Origin of the sequence: Sphingomonas sp. BK235, assembly GCF_004345855.1 — a bacterium.
Classification (GTDB): Bacteria; Pseudomonadota; Alphaproteobacteria; order Sphingomonadales; family Sphingomonadaceae; genus Sphingomonas.
The window spans coordinates 567,784-581,530 of the sequence record NZ_SLXN01000001.1 but is presented as its reverse complement, the minus strand read 5'-3'; the positions used below and the strand labels follow the sequence as shown (position 1 = coordinate 581,530).

The window sequence follows — 13,747 nt, the reverse complement described above, 5'->3', positions numbered from 1 at the left end:
CCGCGCCACGCTTATGCCCCGCACCGTCACCGCTTATTCCAACCCGCTGGTCAAGCGAGTCCAAGGCCTGCGCGACAAGCGCCACCGCCGCGAGGAAGGACTGTTCCTCGCCGAGGGGCTGCGCATCCTGACCGAGGCGCGCGAGACCGGGCGGGTGCCGGTCTACCTCTTCTACGCCGCGGCGAGCGCGCGCCATCCTCTGGTGCTCGCGCTGGTCGCGGCGGTCGAGGCGCGCGGCGGCGAGGCGATCGAGACCATCCCCGACATTCTCTCCAAACTGTCGGGCAAGGACAATCCGCAGGCGGTGGTAGGCGTGTTCGAGACGTTCGAGACGCCGCTCGCCGCGCTCGACCGCCACGCCGCGCCGATCTGGCTGGTGGCGGAGCGGCTGCGCGATCCGGGCAATCTCGGCACGATCCTGCGCACCGGCGACGCGGTCGGCGCGGGCGGGCTGATCCTGGTCGACGAGTGCGTCGACCCCTTCTCGACCGAGGCGGTGCGCGCCAGCATGGGGGCGCTGTTCACAGTGCCGATCGCGCGCGCGCCCTGGGGGGAGTTCCTGGCGTGGCTGCGCGGCGGCGCGGGGCAGCTCGTCGGGCTGAGCCTGCAGACCGAGAACGGCTATCGCGACGCGCCTTATGCCGCGCCGACCTTCCTGCTGACCGGCAACGAGGCGCAAGGTCTGCCAGAGGCTTACGAGGCGGCGTGCGACCTGCTGGTGAAGCTGCCGATGCGGGGCAAGGCCGACAGCCTCAACGCCGCGGTGGCGACCGCGGTGATGGCCTATGAGGTGCTGGCGCAGCATCGCAGGTGAGAGTGGCAACCGCGGGAGTCGAGGCTCGCGTGTGGGTCTGCACATGCACGATGGGCGCGATCGGGAGAGAGAACCTCCACGACCGAGGTGTGCCGACAGGCTCATCCGACCTCGTTGAGCCGGAGCTTGGGACGTAGAACAGGGCGAACGCGTCGCGCCGCCGACGGAGAGACGGTCCTTACCCACTCAACCCCGCCGTCATCCTGAACTCGTTTCAGGATCCACGGTGCCGCGCATCTATAGGACGGTGGGACGCGCGGCCGGGTAGATCCTGAAACAAGTTCAGGATGACGGCGGCGGGAGGGGACGCCGCGGGTCAGGTCAGGGGCGGCGAAGGCGGCACGACAGCGCCGTCCGCTCAGTCCGCCGCGTCCTCCAGCACGCCCGCGACCAGCCCCTCCCCGCTCGGCAGCGCGGGCTCCGCCGCGACCAGCTTGGTCAGCGGGCGCGCCGCCTGCTCGCCGACCGGCAGCGCGTCGATCGTCTTGTTGCCCGTGTCGATGTTGAGCGCCTCGAACCGCCGCGCACTGGTCAGCACCTGACTCTCCAGGCTGCCGACGAAGCTGTTGTACGCGCCCATCGCGGTGTCGAGATTCTTGCCCAGCCGCGCCACATGCGTCCCCATCGTCGCCAGCCGCGCGTACAATTCCTTGCCGAGCGCGCCGATCTCCTGCGCCTCGCGCGCCAGTTTCTCCTGCCGCCACACCGCCGAGACAGTGCGCGCGATCGCGATCAGATTGGTCGGCGTCGCCAGCAGCACCTTCTTCTCGAAGGCATAGTCCCACAGCACCGGGTCATGCTCCAGCGCGGCGGAGAGGAAATGCTCGCCGGGCACGAACATCACGACATATTCGGGCGCGTCGGCGAACTGGGTCCAATAGGCCTTGGCGCCGAGCGCGCTGACGTGCGCCCGCATCGACTGGGCGTGCGCGGCGAGGCCGAGCTGGCGCTCCGCCTCGTCCACCGCGCCGAACGCGTCCTGATAGGCGTTGAGCGAGACCTTGGCGTCGACGATCAGCGACTTGCCGCCGGGCACGCGGACGATCGCGTCGGGGCGCAGCCGCCCGCCGTCCTCGCCCGCGACGCTGACCTCCATCTGGAAGTCGGTGTGCTCGGCGAGCCCGCACGACTCCAGCACGTTGCGCAATTGCTGCTCGCCCCAGCGCCCGCGCGCCTTGGGCGCGTTGCGCAGCGCGTTGACCAATTTGGCCGCCTCACCCGAGACGCGCTCCTGCCCGGCGCGCATCGCCTCGATCTGGCCGTGGAGCTGACCGAACGCGTCGCGCCGCTCCGCCTCGATCTTGGCGACGCCTTCCTCATAGCGCTGGAGCCGGTCGTTGACCGGCTGGAGCAAGGCCTTGAGCCCCTGCCCCGCCTGTTCCTCGGACTGGCGCAGCCGCGCCTCGGCACGCTCGAGGAAGGCTTTCTGCGCGTCGGTCAGCGCGGTCTGCGCGGCGTCGCGGAAGCGCGCGCTGAGCTCGTCCGCGGCCAGCTTGAGGTCGGCGATGCGCTGCTCGGCGGCGCGCCCCTCGGCGGTGAGCCGCGCCACCTCGAGCCGCGCCGCCTCGCGCTCGTCGCGCGCCTGCGTGAGCTCGGCGCGGAGCGGCTCGGCGGCGCGCGCGCGCTCCTCCGCGCCGGCGAGATCGGCGATGGCGCGGCGGAACTGCTCGGCCTGCGCGTCGCGCTCGGCACGCATCCGCTCGGCCGCGGCACGGGTCAGCAGCCAGCCGGCAAGCGCGCCGAGCGCGAGCGCCACCAGCGCGACGGGGAAGAGATCGGTCATCCCCGGAACATAGATCGAACGAGGCCGCGCCCGCAAGCGATGCGTCGCGGGCGCGGCGCACGCTCAGCCGTCGTCGGTCTCGTCGCGCTCGGTCTTGCCCGCGGGATGGATCGCCTCGCGGCCGAACTGCATGATGAGCTGGCCGATCTCGCGCGCCTGTTCCATCGACCGCTGCCCCTGCTGACGCAGATAGTCGCCCTGGATCCGCATCACCTCGGTGAGGTCGCGCGCGCCCGCGGCCGAGCGGAGCGCGGCGAAGGCCTCGCGCGCATTGGCCTCGGCCTGGTCGATGATCGTGCTCCCCAGCGCCGAGCCGTTCTGCGCGATGCGCTCGCCCGACGCGCGCATCGCCTCGCCCGCCCGACGCGCCGGATCGACGACATGTTCGTTGAAGGCGTCGCGCATCTGCTCCGCGCCGCGGCGCGCCTGATCCGCCATACGCGCGGTGGCGTCGTCTCGGGTCGCACCGGGGCCGGCGTCCTTGTCGCTCGAGTCGCTCATCCTCGCTCTCCTGTCTCGGCGGTCGACCGCGTCGGGGCGCGGGTCGCCGCTCTGCCTCACCGCGGGACTCCCGGGCTGGATGCGCGGGCGCCGACGGCGTAGAGAGACGTTCCGCCATGGAGCCGATGATGTCCACTGTTTCGCTGCTTCTCCCCCTGCTCGCCGCGGCCTTGCCCGCCGCGCAGGCGCCGCTCGCCCCCGCTGCCGACGCGGGCGCGGATCCGCGCTGCGCGGTGTCGCGCGGCGTGCTGCCCGCGGGCCTCGACGGCTGGACGCGGCGCGCGCCGCTGGCGGCGGGGACGAGCACTCGCAGCGCGCCGGTGATCGCGGTGGGGCGCGGCGCCGATCTGCGGCTCGCGCCGGTGGAGCAGGTCACCCCCGCGCTGGTGCCCCAGCGCGTGCCCGACGAGGGCGAGACCGCGGGGCTCGCGCTGTTCCAGGTGGCGCGGCCGGGCACCTATCGCGTCGCGCTGGGCGACGCGGCGTGGATCGACGTGGTGCGCGCGGGGCATGCGCTGACGGCGAGCGCGCACGGCCACGGTCCGGCGTGCAGCGGCATCCGCAAGATGGTGGATTTCCAGCTCGAGCCCGGCCGCTACGTGCTCCAGCTCAGCGGCACCCGGGCGACGTCGCTGCCGGTGCTGATCGCGCGCTGGCCGCGGGTGGCGGCATGATCGCCGCGCTGGCGCTGCTGCTCGCGGCGCAGGGCGCGCCGGCTGGGCAGTCCGACGCCACCGCGGCGCAGGTGCCGGTGGCGCCGCCCGCGGGGCAGGCGCCGGAAGCATCGCCCGCGACGACGACACCGCCGCCCGCGGCCGCGCCGGCCGCGCCCGCGGATCTCGCGGCGCTCACCCGCGTGCGGCTGACCACCCAGGCGGGCGAGATCCTCGTCGGGGTCGATACCAAGGCCGCGCCGGTCACCGCCGCCAATTTCCTGCGCTACGTCGATCAGCACAAGCTCGACGGCATCGGCTTCTACCGCGCGGTCAAGGTGGCGGACGGCTATGGCCTCGCGCAGTTCGGCACGCGCAACGATCCCAAGCGCACGCTGCCCGCGATCAAGCACGAGCCGACCACGCTCACCAGATTGAGCCATCGCGACGGCACGCTGTCGATGGCGATGGCCGCGCCGGGCACCGCGGCGGGCGACTTCTTCATCACCGTGGGCGACCTCAGCTCCATGGACGCCACCCCCGACAATCCGGGCTTCGCCGCGTTCGGCCGCGTGATCGAGGGGATGGACGTGGTGCGGCGCATCCTCGCCGCCCCCACCTCGCCGACGCTCGGCGAGGGCGTGATGAAGGGCCAGATGCTCGCCCCCGTGATCACGATCACCGCCGCGCGCCGCGTCGACTAGTCGCGCGCGCGGGGCTAGGGTGCGGCGCGAAGGAGTTCCCGCATGTCCCCACCGCTCGACTCGCCCACCGACTGGAGCGCGCTCGGCGCCGAGCAGCTCGCCGACGTGATCGCGCTGCGCCGCGCGATCCACGCCGAGCCCGAGATGGGGCTGCACTGCCCGCTCACCACCGCCAAGGCCAAGGAAGCGCTCGCGGGGCTGCCGCTGGAGATCCACGACAGCACGCGCACCACCGGCTTCGTCGCGATCCTGCGCGGCGGGCGCGGCGGGGACCATGCCGGCTCCAACGCGCGCACCGTGCTGCTGCGCGGCGACATGGACGCGCTGCCGATCGAGGAGGAGACCGGCCTGCCCTTCGCCTCGACGCTGCCGGGCACGATGCACGCCTGCGGCCATGACGCGCATACCGCGATGCTGGTCGGGGCGGCCAAGGCGCTGGCAGCGCGGCGCGAGCGGCTCGCGGGCACGATCGTCTTCATGTTCCAGCCCGGTGAGGAAGGGCATCACGGCGCGCGCGAGATGATCGCCGACGGGCTGCTCGACCGCGCGCGCCCCGACGCCGCCTTCGCGCTCCACGTCCTGCCCAACGCGCCCGCCGGGGTGTTCATCGGGCGCGAGGGCGCGCTGCTCGCCTCCACCGACACGGTGCGCGCCACCGTGCGCGGCAAAGGCGGCCACGCCGCGATGCCGCACGACGCGATCGATCCGATCCCGGTGGCCTGCGCGATCGTCACCGCGCTCCAGCAGCATGTCGCGCGGCGCGTGCCCGTCGCCGACCCGGCGGTGCTGACGATCACGCAGATCCACGCCGGCGCGTCGCACAACATCATCCCGGACGCGGTCCAGCTCGCCGGGACGCTGCGGACGCTGTCGCCGGGCACGCGCGAGGCGACGCGCGCCGCCTTCCACCAGGTCGCGCGCGGGGTGGCGGAGGCGCACGGCTGCACCGTCGAGACGCACATCGACGAGGGCTATCCGGTGACGATGAACGATCCGCGCGCGACCCGGCTGATGCGCGCGATGGCGGAGGAGATCGGCGGCCCGCAGGGCTGGGCGACGATGCCCGCGCCGATCATGGGGGGCGAGGATTTCAGCTATGTGCTGCGCGAGCTGCCCGGTGCGATCGCCTTCATCGGCGCCGCGGCACCGGGGACCACGCCCGAGACCAACCCGCCGCTCCACAACCCGCGGATGACGATCGACGAGCAGGTCTTCGCCACCGGCGTCGCGATGCACTGCGCGCTGGCGGAGCGTTTCCTCGAGCGCGGCTTCGACTGAGCCGGTCGCGGCGCGGCGATGGAGCGCGAGCAACTCGAGCGCTATCTGCACCGCCAGATCCCGCTGTCGGCGGCGATGGGGGTGACGGTCGTCGGCGCGAGCCCGGACGCGGTCGAGCTGAGCGCGCCGCTGGCGCCCAACGTCAACCACAAGCGCACCGCTTTCGGTGGCAGCCTGTCGACGCTGGGGATCCTCGCCGCCTGGTCGCTCGTGCATCTCCGCCTTGTCCGCGAGGAGGTGGACAGCGAGGTCGTCATCCAGTCGAACCACATGCATTATGACGCGCCGGTCACCGGCGCCTTCACCGCGCGCGCCGCGCTGACCGCCCCGGCCGACTGGCCGCTGTTCGTCAGGACACTGCGCCGGCGCGGGCGCGCACGGGTCACGGTCCATGCCGCGCTGGTCACCGACGACGGTGTCGCGGCGGGCAGGTTAGACGGGCGCTTCGTGGCTTTGTTGCGGGCCCATTGAACAGGCACCGAGAAGTTCCTCGCATCAGGCGCCGCTCGTCGCGTCAATGGCTCATTTCGGCGCCCGATCATTAAGCATTAACCATCACGCGCCTAGGGGGGCGGCGTTCCGGACGATTGGCAAGCGGCGACGACGGGACGCTCACCACAGCTCCAGCGACGAGACCGATCATGGCCCAGCCCATGTCCGCCCCCCTGACGCCCGCCGAGCCCCAGCGCTCGCACCGGTATTTTCTCCGCGCGCTCGCGCTGCTGCGGCCCGAGACGATCAAGGCCGGGTCGCTGATCGGCGCCGGCCTGCTCGTCGCTTTGCTCCAGGTCAGCGAGCCTTTGCTGTTCGGCAAGGCGGTCAACGGCCTCACCTCGGGCGCGGGGCCGATGCGCTATGTCGCGATGTGGTGCGGGATCAGCGTCGCGGTGTTCCTCGCCAGCGTGGTCATCTCGCTGCTCGCCGACCGCATGGCGCACCGTCGCCGCCTCGCCGCCATGTCCTCCTACGTCGAGCATCTGCTCGCGCTGCCGCCGTCGTTCCATACCCAGGCGCGCTCGGGCCGACTGATGCGGATCATGATCTCGGGCTGCGACGCGCTGTTCAACCTGTGGCTGCCGCTGCTGCGCGACCAGATCACCAATCTCGCCATCGTCGCGGTGCTGCTGCCGATCGCGCTCGCCACCAACTGGCGGCTCGCGCTGGTGCTGGTCGCGCTGATGGTGGTCTATTCGGCGGTCAACCTCGTGGTGATGCGCCATACCTCGACCGGCCAGGCGCAGGTGGAGGACCGCTTCACCGACATCTCGGGCAACCTCGGCGACCTGTTCGGCAACGTTACCGTGCTGCAGAGCTTCCTCGCGGTGCCGGGCGAGCTGGGCAACGTGCGCCGCTCGCTCCACGACCTGCTCCACGCGCAATATCCGGTGCTCAACTGGTGGGCGGTCTCGGCGGTGCTGACGCGCGGCGCCTCGTCGATCGCGATCGTCTCGATCTTCGGCTTCGGCGCGGCGTTGGTGTCGCGCGGGCTGGCGACGATCGGCGACGTCGTCTCCTTCGTCGGCTTCGCGACGCTGCTGATCGCGCGGCTCGAGACGATCACCAGCTTCATCGTCGACAAGGCGCAGCGCCTCCCCGCGCTGGTGCAGTTCTTCGACGTGCTCGACCAGCAGAGCCACATCGGCGAGACCGCCGACGCGCGCCCGCTCGCGGTGAGCGAGGGGCGGGTCACCTTCGAGCAGGTCTCGTTCCGCTATCCCACCGGCTCGGGCGCGGTGCGCGACCTCAGCTTCGAGGTCGAGCCGGGCCAGACGGTCGCGATCGTCGGCCCGACCGGGTCGGGCAAGTCGACCGCGCTCGGCCTGTTCCAGCGCGCCTATGATCCGGAGAGCGGGCGCATCCTGGTCGACGGGCAGGATATCCGCGACGTCACGCTCGCCTCGCTGCGCGCCGCCACGGGCGTGGTGTTCCAGGAGGCCGGGCTGTTCAACCGCTCGATCGCGGAGAATATCGCGATGGGCAACCCGGACGCGACGATGGAGCAGATCGAGGACGCGGCGCGGATCGCCGGCGCCTATGACTTCATCATGCGCAAACCGCAGGGCTTCGCCACTCCGGTGGGCGACCGCGGCGCGGGCCTGTCGGGCGGCGAGCGTCAGCGCATCGCGATCGCGCGCGCGCTGCTGAAGAACGCGCCGATCCTGCTGCTCGACGAGGCGACCAGCGCGCTCGACGTCGCCACCGAGGCGCGCTTGCAGGAGAGCCTGGAGCGGCTGCGCCAGGGCCGCACCACCTTCGTGATCGCGCACCGGCTCTCCACCGTGCGCGCCGCGGACCGGATCGTGGTGCTCGACCAGGGCCGGATCGTCGAGCAGGGCGGCTTCGACGAGCTGCTCGCGCGCGGCGGCGCCTTTGCCCAGCTCGCGGCGGACGGCGGGCTCTCCGTGCCGGCGGCGAACGACGATGCAGGCGCACGCGCGGCGGCGTGAACGGGAGGCGGGGATAGCGCGTATGTCCCGGCCATCCTCGCCCCCCGTGGAGAGGATGGCGCCCGCGATCCGCCTCGCTGGCAGGAAGGTTGCCGGTGCGTGGATGGAAAGCGCTGTCCCCTACGCCCCACGGACGCCCTCGCTTCCCCACGGGGGATCGTCGAATTGTTGTTAGAGCCGCTTCCACTCCCGTCATCCCGGCCTCGAGCCGGGATCCATGGCTCCGGACCCAAAAGGTTCATTGTCGCGAAGGCGGCTAGCTCCACTCGTCATCCCGGGCTTGATCCGGGATCCATTGCGCCGCGAGAGCCGCCCGCGTTGCTCTCGCGGCACCATGGATCCCGGCTCGAGGCCGGGATGACGGGAGCTCTTCGCCGATCCGCGGAAGGAGGGATCCGCGTTACCGCGGCTGGTAGCTCTGCATGGCCGCGCCCGCGATAGACACGTGATGTCCGCCGACACCGCCGCCCACTCCGCGCTCGAACACTGGCGCTCACAGCTCGCCACCGGCGGGCGCGACGTCCCCGGCTTCGACCCGAACGACGGGGGCGCCGCGGCGCGCGTTTTGCTCCTGCTCGAGACCCCCGGCGCGCATGGCCCGGCGATCGTCTCGCGCGACCATGCCACCGGCACGTCGCGCAACCTGAAGCGCTTCCTCGCCGAGGCCGGGATCGAGCGGCACGACACGCTGCTGTGGAACGCGGTACCGTGGAACGTCCACGCCCGCGGCGAGCGCAACCGCCCGCTCCGCCGCGGCGAGATCGCCGAGGGGCTCGCGCTCCTCCCACCGCTGCTCCACCTGCTGCCGCGGCTGGAAGTGGTCGTCCTCGCGGGCCGTGTCGCGCGCGAGGCCGCCGCGCTGGTCGCGCGCGAGCGGCCCCATGTCGGGGTGCTGACGATGCCGCACCCCTCGCCCACCTATGTCTGCACCAGCCCGGCGGTGCCGCGCGCGATTGCCGCGACGCTCGCCGCGGCCGCGGCGCGGCTCAGTCGAGCCGGCGCGCCAGCTCGACGTTGAGCCCCAGCGCCGCGAGCGTGCCGAGCGCGCCCGAGAGCAGATACGCCCCCGCCGCGACCAGACCGAACGCCTGGGTCAGCGCCAGCGCGGCGAGCGGCGCGAAGCCCGCGCCGAACAGCCAGGCGAGATCCGAGGTCAGCGCCGCGCCGGTGTAGCGCGCGCGCTTGGGGAAGTTGCTCGTCACCGCGCCCGACGACTGGCCGAACGACAGGCCGAGCAGCAGGAACCCCATCACCATGAACAGCAGCTCGCCCGCGCGCCCGCCGCCGAGCAATTGCGGCGCGAACCCGCTGTAGGCGGCGATACCCGCGGCGGTGTAGCCCAGCACGCTGCGCCGCCCGATCCGATCCGCCAGCAGCCCCGACAGCACGATCGCGCCGAGCCCGACCACGCCGCCGATCGTCTCGATCAGCAGGAAGCTGGCGATGTCCTCGCGCGTGTAGAGATTGACCCAGGAGAGCGGGAACACCGTCACCATGTGGAACAGGGCGAAGCTGGCGAGCGGCGCGAAGGCACCGATGATGATGTTGCGCCACTGCGCCTTCACCGTCGCGCCGACCGGCGACGGGGTGAGCTCGCGGCTCTTGAACAGCTCGGTATATTCGGGCGTGACGACGATGCGCAGCCGCGCGAACAGCGCCACCACGTTGAGCGCGAACGCCACGAAGAACGGGTAGCGCCAGCCCCAGGAGATGAAATCCTCCGCGGGCAGCGTCGAGACGAAGAAGGCGAACAGCGCGCTCGCCACCACCAGGCCGAGCGGCGCGCCGAGCTGGGGCACCATCGCCCACCAGCCGCGCTGCTTCTCCGGCGCGTTGAGCGCGAGCAGCGAGGCCAGCCCGTCCCACGCGCCGCCCAGCGCGATGCCCTGGCCGACGCGGAACAGCGCGAGCAGGATCGCCGACCAGCCGCCGATCTCGGCATAGCCGGGCAGGAAGGCGACCAGCACCGTCGAGGTGCCGAGCAGGAACAGCGCGATCGTCAGCTTGGTGCCGCGGCCGTGACGGCGATCGACCCACATGAAGATCTGCGTGCCGATCGGGCGGGCGATGAACGCCAGCGGGAACAAGGCGAAGGACCAGAGCGTGGCGGTGACCCGCTCCAGGTACGGGAACACCACCGTCGGGAAGACCAGCACCGAGGCGATGGCATAGACGAAGAAGTCGAAGAATTCCGACGTCCGCCCGATGATCACGCCGATCGCGATCTCGCCGGGACGGACCTGATGGTCATCCCGGGTGTTGAGGTTGCGGGCGTCGCGCTCGAGCAGCGCGGAATGTGCGGTGGCCATTACATGTTCCCGATCGGACGTATCGCGCGGCTCTCTAGCGCATGTGCCACAACGCCGGGATGGGACAAAATGTCCTATTCCGCTGCGCCGCAGCAAAGCCTAGCTGCGCGCCCATGACCCCCCTGCCCCCTTCACCGTCCCCGCGGCGTCGCGCGTCGCTCTGGCCGCGGCTGCTCGCGCTCGGCGCGCTGGCCGCGCTCGGCGGCTGCGACACCGTGGTGATGAACCCCGCCGGCGACGTCGCGGTGCAGCAATCGAGCCTGATCGTCTGGTCGGTCGTGCTGATGCTGCTCATCATCGTGCCGGTGATGGCGCTAATCGTGCTGTTCGCCTGGCGCTATCGCGCGACCAACACCGAGGCGAGCTACGAGCCCGACTGGGATCACTCGACCGGGCTGGAGCTGGTGATCTGGTCGGCGCCGCTGCTGATCATCATCGCGCTCGGCGCGCTGACCTGGGTGGCGACGCACACGCTCGACCCCTATCGCCCGCTCGCGCGCACCGCGCCGGGCAAGCCCGTCGCCGCGACCGCGCGCCCGCTCGAGGTGCAGGTGGTGTCGCTCGACTGGAAATGGCTGTTCATCTATCCCGAGCAGGGGATCGCGACGGTCAACGAACTGGTCGTGCCGGTCGACCGCCCGGTCAAGTTCACCATGACCTCGTCGAGCGTGATGAACGCGCTGTGGATCCCGGCCATGGCGGGGATGGTCTATACCATGCCGGGGATGGAGACCGTGCTCCATGGCGTGCTCAACCGGCCGGGCGTGTTCGCGGGGCGCTCGGCCAATTACTCGGGCGCGGGCTTCTCGCACATGACCTTCTGGACGCATTCGGTCTCGCCCGCGCGGTTCGACCAATGGGCGGCCGGGGTGAAACGCCAACGCGCGCGGCTCGACGCGGCGACCTACCTCCGGCTCGAGCAGCCGAGCGAGAAGGTGCGCCCGATCGGCTTCGGCAGCGTCGACCCGATGCTGTTCCACCGCGTCGTCGGCATCTGCGTCAAGCCGGGGACGAGCTGCATGCAGGGCATGTCGCACGGCGGCACCGCCGTGAACGACCGCGCGCCGCGCGAGGGCGAGGCCGAGGGCGCGCTGACCCGCGACCCGTCCGACAAGGGCGAGTCGCCGCATCTCAGCGCGCCGCACGGCGCCGCGCCGGGCCAGAATGATCCGGGTGCCGGGAGCAACCGCAACATGACCCGGCTCGACCTTCCGGCGCCGCTGCGCGCCAACGCCTCCGAGGAGGCCTGAGGACATCATGTCGGACGATCTCGTAAAGACGATCTTCGGGCGGCTCACGCTCGAGAGCTTCCCGATCCACGAGCCGATCCTGGTCGGCACCTTCGCGGTGGTGGCGCTGGGCGGCGCCGCCCTGCTCGGCGCGCTGACCTATTTCCGCCTGTGGGGCTATCTCTGGAAGGAGTGGTTCACCAGCGTCGATCACAAGAAGATCGGCATCATGTACATCGTGCTCGCGCTGGTCATGTTCCTGCGCGGCTTCGCCGACGCGCTGATGATGCGCGCGCAGCAGGCGCTCGCCTTCGGCGGCAACGACGGTTTCCTGCCCGCGCACCATTATGACCAGGTGTTCACCGCGCACGGCGTCATCATGATCTTCTTCGTGGCGATGCCGTTCGTCACCGGGCTGATGAACTATGTCGTCCCGCTGCAGATCGGCGCGCGCGACGTCAGCTTCCCCTTCCTCAACAATTTCAGCTTCTGGATGACGGTCAGCGGCGCCGTCATCGTGATGATGAGCCTGTTCGTCGGCGAGTTCGCGCGCACCGGCTGGCTGGCGATGGCGCCGCTCTCCGGGCTGGATTACTCCCCCGACGTCGGCGTGGATTATTACGTCTGGGCGTTGCAGATCGCGGGCGTGGGCACGTTGCTCTCGGGCGTCAACCTGCTCGCCACCATCATCAAGATGCGCGCACCGGGCATGAGCCTGATGCAGATGCCGATCTTCACCTGGTCGGCGCTCGTCACCAACGTGCTGATCGTCGCGGCCTTCCCCGTGCTGACCGCGGTGCTGGCGATGCTGAGCCTCGACCGTTATGTCGGCACCAACTTCTTCACGAACACCGGCGGGGGCAACCCGATGATGTACGTGAACATGATCTGGATCTGGGGTCACCCCGAGGTCTATATCCTGATCCTGCCCGCGTTCGGCGTCTTCTCGGAGGTGGTGTCCACCTTCTCGGGCAAGCGGCTGTTCGGCTATACGTCGATGGTCTACGCGCTGATCGTGATCTGCATCCTGTCGTATCTGGTGTGGCTGCACCATTTCTTCACGATGGGCTCGGGCGCGAGCGTCAACAGCTTCTTCGGCATCACGACGATGATCATCTCGATCCCGACGGGCGCGAAGATCTTCAACTGGCTGTTCACGATGTATCGCGGCCGGATCCGCTTCGAGCTGCCGATGATGTGGGCGGTCGCCTTCATGCTCACCTTCGTGGTGGGCGGGATGACGGGCGTGATGCTGGCGGTGCCGCCGGCCGACTTCCAGTTCCACAACTCGCTGTTCCTGGTGGCGCATTTCCACAACGTGATCATCGGCGGGGTGCTGTTCGGCATGTTCGCCGGGGTCAATTACTGGTGGCCGAAGGCGTTCGGCTTCAAGCTGGAGACCTTCTGGGGCACGATCAGCTTCTGGTGCTGGGTGGTCGGCTTCTGGGTCGCCTTCACCCCGCTCTACGTGCTCGGCCTGATGGGCGTGACGCGGCGACTGCGCGCCTTCGACGATCCGAGCCTGCAGATCTGGTTCGTGGTCGCGGGCGTCGGCGCGCTGATCATCGCCGCCGGGATCGGCGCGATGCTGATGCAATTCTACGTCAGCATCCGTGACCGCGAGAAGCTGCGCGACGTCAGCGGCGACCCGTGGAACGGCCGCACGCTGGAATGGGCCACCTCGTCGCCGCCGCCGGCCTATAATTTCGCCTTCTCGCCGGTGATCCACGACCTCGACGCGTGGCACGACATGAAGCAGCGCAAGGCCGAGCGCCCGACCCAGGGCTTCCGCGCGATCCACATGCCCAAGAACACGGGCGCGGGGATCATCCTCGCCGGCCTGTCGACGGTCTTCGGCGTGGCGATGATCTGGTACATCTGGTGGCTCGCCGCGCTCGCCTTCGTCGCTCTGCTCGCGGTCGCGATCGGGCACACCTTCAACTACGACCGCGACTTCCACATCCCCGCCGAGGATGTCGTGAAGAACGAGGACGCGCGCACCCACGCGCTCCAGACCGCGGGGATCTGA

General features: G+C 70.7%; 12 protein-coding genes. 9 read left to right on the top strand and 3 right to left on the bottom strand.

Going from position 1 to position 13,747, the window contains the following annotated elements; all coding sequences use genetic code 11:
* The first annotated feature begins 13 nt into the window (after nucleotides 1-13).
* The gene (locus EV292_RS02695) at nucleotides 14-814 is read left to right on the top strand and encodes an RNA methyltransferase (protein ID WP_132907623.1); all 801 of its coding nucleotides are present in this window, start codon (nucleotides 14-16) and stop codon (nucleotides 812-814) included.
* A gap of 358 nt (nucleotides 815-1,172) precedes the next feature.
* Here EV292_RS02695 and rmuC read toward each other — a convergent pair whose 3' ends face one another.
* Both rmuC and EV292_RS02685 read right to left on the bottom strand, forming a co-directional pair.
* The gene (gene rmuC, locus EV292_RS02690) at nucleotides 1,173-2,597 is read right to left on the bottom strand and encodes a DNA recombination protein RmuC (RefSeq protein WP_132907622.1); all 1,425 of its coding nucleotides are present in this window, start codon (nucleotides 2,595-2,597) and stop codon (nucleotides 1,173-1,175) included.
* 63 nt (nucleotides 2,598-2,660) lie between these two features.
* A complete protein-coding gene (locus EV292_RS02685; RefSeq protein WP_132907621.1) occupies nucleotides 2,661-3,098 on the bottom strand; it encodes a phasin family protein in 438 nt (145 codons plus the stop codon).
* Between the two features lie 128 nt (nucleotides 3,099-3,226).
* Here EV292_RS02685 and EV292_RS02680 point away from each other — a divergent pair, with 128 nt between their 5' ends.
* The 6 genes from EV292_RS02680 (at nucleotide 3,227) to EV292_RS02655 (ending at nucleotide 9,198) form a co-directional block, all read left to right on the top strand.
* Nucleotides 3,227-3,772 (top strand): hypothetical protein, encoded by a 546-nt coding sequence (locus EV292_RS02680; RefSeq protein WP_243693571.1) that lies wholly within the window; start codon nucleotides 3,227-3,229, stop codon nucleotides 3,770-3,772.
* Nucleotides 3,769-4,455, top strand: coding sequence for a peptidylprolyl isomerase (locus tag EV292_RS02675; RefSeq protein WP_132907619.1), 687 nt, complete (start codon nucleotides 3,769-3,771; stop codon nucleotides 4,453-4,455). Before EV292_RS02680 ends, EV292_RS02675 begins: the two co-directional genes overlap by 4 nt.
* A 42-nt stretch (nucleotides 4,456-4,497) precedes the next feature.
* A complete protein-coding gene (locus EV292_RS02670; RefSeq protein WP_132907618.1) occupies nucleotides 4,498-5,733 on the top strand; it encodes a M20 family metallopeptidase in 1,236 nt (411 codons plus the stop codon).
* An 18-nt stretch (nucleotides 5,734-5,751) separates the two neighbouring features.
* The gene (locus EV292_RS02665) at nucleotides 5,752-6,204 is read left to right on the top strand and encodes a YiiD C-terminal domain-containing protein (RefSeq protein WP_132907617.1); all 453 of its coding nucleotides are present in this window, start codon (nucleotides 5,752-5,754) and stop codon (nucleotides 6,202-6,204) included.
* Between the two features lie 182 nt (nucleotides 6,205-6,386).
* Entirely contained in the window at nucleotides 6,387-8,180 is a 1,794-nt protein-coding gene (locus tag EV292_RS02660; RefSeq protein WP_207913322.1) for an ATP-binding cassette domain-containing protein, read from the top strand.
* A 448-nt stretch (nucleotides 8,181-8,628) separates the two neighbouring features.
* Entirely contained in the window at nucleotides 8,629-9,198 is a 570-nt protein-coding gene (locus tag EV292_RS02655) for a uracil-DNA glycosylase (RefSeq protein ID WP_132907615.1), read from the top strand.
* Here EV292_RS02655 and EV292_RS02650 read toward each other — a convergent pair.
* On the bottom strand, nucleotides 9,167-10,489 hold the full coding sequence (locus EV292_RS02650; protein ID WP_132907614.1) for an MFS transporter: 1,323 nt from the start codon (nucleotides 10,487-10,489) through the stop codon (nucleotides 9,167-9,169). The two genes, EV292_RS02655 and EV292_RS02650, sit on opposite strands and share 32 nt — an antisense overlap.
* A gap of 221 nt (nucleotides 10,490-10,710) precedes the next feature.
* On the opposite strand from EV292_RS02650, the gene cyoA reads away from it, so the two are divergent.
* Together cyoA and cyoB are read left to right on the top strand one after the other, a co-directional pair.
* Nucleotides 10,711-11,739 carry a ubiquinol oxidase subunit II gene (gene cyoA / locus EV292_RS02645; protein WP_243693624.1) on the top strand — a complete coding sequence of 343 codons (1,029 nt, stop codon included), beginning with the start codon at nucleotides 10,711-10,713 and terminating at the stop codon, nucleotides 11,737-11,739.
* A 7-nt stretch (nucleotides 11,740-11,746) separates the two neighbouring features.
* Entirely contained in the window at nucleotides 11,747-13,747 is a 2,001-nt protein-coding gene (gene cyoB / locus EV292_RS02640; protein WP_132907612.1) for a cytochrome o ubiquinol oxidase subunit I, read from the top strand.

Bases quoted from the DNA above. Each gene is read 5' to 3' on its own strand.
- EV292_RS02695 (WP_132907623.1), top strand. From the start codon at position 14: ATGCCCCGCACCGTCACCGCTTATTCCAACCCGCTGGTCAAGCGAGTC.
- rmuC (WP_132907622.1), bottom strand. From the start codon at position 2,597: ATGACCGATCTCTTCCCCGTCGCGCTGGTGGCGCTCGCGCTCGGCGCG.
- EV292_RS02685 (WP_132907621.1), bottom strand. From the start codon at position 3,098: ATGAGCGACTCGAGCGACAAGGACGCCGGCCCCGGTGCGACCCGAGAC.
- EV292_RS02680 (WP_243693571.1), top strand. From the start codon at position 3,227: ATGTCCACTGTTTCGCTGCTTCTCCCCCTGCTCGCCGCGGCCTTGCCC.
- EV292_RS02675 (WP_132907619.1), top strand. From the start codon at position 3,769: ATGATCGCCGCGCTGGCGCTGCTGCTCGCGGCGCAGGGCGCGCCGGCT.
- EV292_RS02670 (WP_132907618.1), top strand. From the start codon at position 4,498: ATGTCCCCACCGCTCGACTCGCCCACCGACTGGAGCGCGCTCGGCGCC.
- EV292_RS02665 (WP_132907617.1), top strand. From the start codon at position 5,752: ATGGAGCGCGAGCAACTCGAGCGCTATCTGCACCGCCAGATCCCGCTG.
- EV292_RS02660 (WP_207913322.1), top strand. From the start codon at position 6,387: ATGTCCGCCCCCCTGACGCCCGCCGAGCCCCAGCGCTCGCACCGGTAT.
- EV292_RS02655 (WP_132907615.1), top strand. From the start codon at position 8,629: ATGTCCGCCGACACCGCCGCCCACTCCGCGCTCGAACACTGGCGCTCA.
- EV292_RS02650 (WP_132907614.1), bottom strand. From the start codon at position 10,489: ATGGCCACCGCACATTCCGCGCTGCTCGAGCGCGACGCCCGCAACCTC.
- cyoA (WP_243693624.1), top strand. From the start codon at position 10,711: ATGAACCCCGCCGGCGACGTCGCGGTGCAGCAATCGAGCCTGATCGTC.
- cyoB (WP_132907612.1), top strand. From the start codon at position 11,747: ATGTCGGACGATCTCGTAAAGACGATCTTCGGGCGGCTCACGCTCGAG.